The organism is Bifidobacterium sp. (genome assembly GCF_050874245.1).
Lineage (GTDB): Bacteria > Actinomycetota > Actinomycetes > Actinomycetales > Bifidobacteriaceae > Bifidobacterium.
On sequence record NZ_JBNMKH010000131.1, the window covers coordinates 1 to 3,223 of the forward strand.

General features: G+C 61.3%; 2 protein-coding genes. Both read right to left on the reverse strand.

All coding sequences use genetic code 11. From position 1 onward, the window contains the following. Positions 1–64 precede the first annotated feature (64 nt). A complete protein-coding gene (gene pgsA, locus ACR0P8_RS09095) occupies positions 65–730 on the reverse strand; it encodes a CDP-diacylglycerol--glycerol-3-phosphate 3-phosphatidyltransferase (protein WP_432624757.1) in 666 nt (221 codons plus the stop codon). A 65-nt stretch (positions 731–795) separates the two neighbouring features. Next, the coding region (locus tag ACR0P8_RS09100) for a DNA translocase FtsK (RefSeq protein ID WP_432624758.1) at positions 796–3,223 on the reverse strand (2,428 nt) is incomplete at its 5' end.

The window sequence follows — 3,223 nt, forward strand, 5'->3', positions numbered from 1 at the left end:
GGCCAGCTCATCGCACTGCGATTGGCTGGCCACGGCCGTTGAGAATTCGGTTTCGTCCATCGGACTACTTTGCTTCCTTCGAGGTCTTCTTACGGCCGCCGAACGTGTTGATGAGATACTCTCCGCCCGAATACAGGCACAGAATCAGCGCAAGATAGATCAAGGCGTAGGTGATGGTGTAGTAGATGGTCATCCACAACGGGGTGGCGTTCATACCGTCGGCGAGGCTCCACATCGGCAGCATGAGCATGGCCAGGCCGACGCACTGGCAGAGCGTCTTGTATTTGCCAGCCTGGGACGCGGCGATGACCTTGCCGCCGGTGTCGATGACGAAGAAACGCATGACGGTGATGCCGATCTCACGGATGAGGAACAGCGCGGTCACGACCCAGCCGAGCACGACATTGCCGAACTCGTTGAAGATGGCGGCGACGATCAGAGTGCCGCAGGTGAGCAGCTTGTCCGCGATCGGATCCATAAGCTTGCCCAACTCGGTGACCTGGTTGTATTTGCGGGCCATCCAGCCGTCGAGCTTATCGGTGCACGCGGCGATGATGAAGATGACCGCCGCCCACCAGCGCATGGTCGTATTCTTCGTACCCCAGGCGCCGGCCATGACGTACAACGCGAGGAAGATGATGACGAGGATGATACGGGAGAAGGTCACGATGTTCGGCGGGGAATTCCACCCGTCAAGCAGGGACGGTTTGCGTTCTTCTTGCTTTTCCATACCGTTCACGTTACCCTGACACCGCTACTTGATGCAAAGCGCGCGATTGTCACGCCCGTCGCATCTCAGGACCGTGCGCCGTCCGATGGGGACGCGCCGCCGGTGAGCGAGGACGTCTCGCCTTTGATGAAGGCGAGCACCTGGGGCAGATCCTGCGGCTGCACAAGCACCTCACGGGCCTTGGACCCTTCGGATGGGCCCACCACGCCACGAGATTCGAGCAGGTCCATCAGGCGACCGGCCTTGGCGAATCCGACACGCAGCTTGCGCTGCAGCATGGAAGTGGAGCCGAACTGCGTGGAGACCACCAGTTCCGCGGCCTGCAGCAGCACGTCCATGTCGTTGCCGATGTCCTCATCCGGCTCGACGGCCTTCTTCTCGGCTTCCTTGGCCATCTCCTCGATATCCTCGCGATAGTGGGGCTTGCGCTGGGTCCGAACGAATTCCACCGCACGGCGTATTTCGGATTCGTCGACCCACGCGCCCTGCACTCGAATCGGCTTGGCCTGCCCCATGGGCAGGAACAGGGCATCGCCCTGTCCGATCAGGGTCTCCGCCCCGGTGGCGTCGAGGATGACGCGGGAATCGGTGGCGGATGAGGTAGCGAACGCCAAACGGGACGGGATGTTGGCCTTGATCAGACCAGTGACCACGTCGACGGACGGACGCTGGGTGGCGAGCACCAGATGGACACCCGCGGCTCGTGCCAGCTGGGTGATGCGCTGGATGGAGCTTTCCACGTCGTTCTTGGCCACCATCATGAGGTCCGCCATCTCGTCCACGACCACCAGGATGTACGGATATGGGGCCACCTTGCGCTTGGATCCGGCTGGCGCATGCACCTTGCCGGCGCGCACTGCCGCATTGAAATCCTTGATATGGCGGAATCCGAAGAATTCGAGGTCGCTGTAGCGGGCGTCCATCTCCTTGACCACCCATTCGAGCGCCTGCGCCGCCTTCTTCGGATCGGTGATGATCGGCGTGAGCAGATGCGGAATGCCCGCATATGCGGACAGCTCCACTCGCTTCGGGTCGACCATGATCATGCGGACCTGGTCGGGCGTGGCTCGCATGATCACGGAAGTCAGCATGGAGTTGATGAAGCTCGATTTACCGGATCCGGTGGCGCCGGCCACCAGGAGGTGGGGCATCTTGGTCAGGTCGGCGGTCACGAAGTGGCCCTCCACGTCCTTGCCGACGCCGGTAAGCATCGGATTAGGGTCGTTTCTTGCCTTGTCGGAGCGCAACACATCGCCCAGCACCACAGTCTCGCGGTCGGTGTTCGGAATTTCGATGCCGATGGCAGACTTGCCTTCGATCACCGACAGGATACGTACATCGGAGCTGGCCACCGCATAGGCGATGTTCTTCTGCAGATTGGTGACCTTCTCGACTTTGACGCCGGGGCCGAGCTCCACCTCATACATGGTGACCGAGGGGCCGCGCAGGAAGCCGATGACCTTCGCGTCGACATTGAACTGCTGGAAAGTGCCGGTCAGCGCACGGATGACGCGATCGTTCTCCGGCGTATGCGCGGCATGCGGCGCGCCTTTCTTGAGGATGTTGAGGTCGGGCAGATGATATGGGCCTTCGGGAGTCCCGTCCGGCTCCGATGCAGCATCAGCATCAGAATGCGCATCGTCAAGAACCTCTCCGGTGGCGGCGTCCACCATGACTTCCTTGCCGTTGGAGGTGCCGTCCTCGTCGATGACCGCCCACGGATCATTCGGAGCGACGCCGACGGGTTTGACCTCGTCGGCCGGCACCAATGCGGATGCGCCGCCCATGGAGCCGGATAACACATCGATCGGATCGGAGGCGACGGAACGGCTGTGCCCTTCCTGTGGCATGACCGTGGTGCCGGACGGCACGGCGGCGTAACCATCCGCATCATAATCGCCGGAGGATATGCTCCGCGGCGACGTGTCGCGTCGTCCGGAATCGTCCACCATGGTTTCCGCAATCTGCCCATGGCGATCGGCCGCATTGAGGAACGCTTCGTCGCCGGCGTAATGATCGAGATCGCCGTCTTCGTCATGCTTGGCCTTGCGGGACGAAAGACGCTGCCTCATACGGGCGAACAGACCCGGTTTGACGTCGCCGTCATCATTCTCATCGATACCATCATGCGCCGGGACCCCTTCGGCGAAGGCGAGCGTCGTATCGCCGACACGCACTTCGTTGGGGAATTGCTCCGTCTCGTCGACGGCGTCATCACGTTGCTTCGACGTGCCTAAGAACCTCGATGCCAACGCCCCCACCTTGTCGGGAATCTGCGTGACGCGCGTATGGGTGATCAGCAGCAGTGCGAAGAGGATGACGACCACGAAAATCGCGATCGAAAAACCTTTGGAAAGTCCCCATGCCAACGGACATCCCAGCACATAGCCGAGCAATCCTCCGGCGCGCTGCAGCAAAGCCATATCGAAAGTCGTGGAATCGGAGGCGATGGCCGCGTCGAGAATCGAGCAGACGGACCATAGAATCATGAAC

Bases quoted from the DNA above. Each gene is read 5' to 3' on its own strand.
- pgsA (WP_432624757.1), bottom strand. From the start codon at position 730: ATGGAAAAGCAAGAAGAACGCAAACCGTCCCTGCTTGACGGGTGGAAT.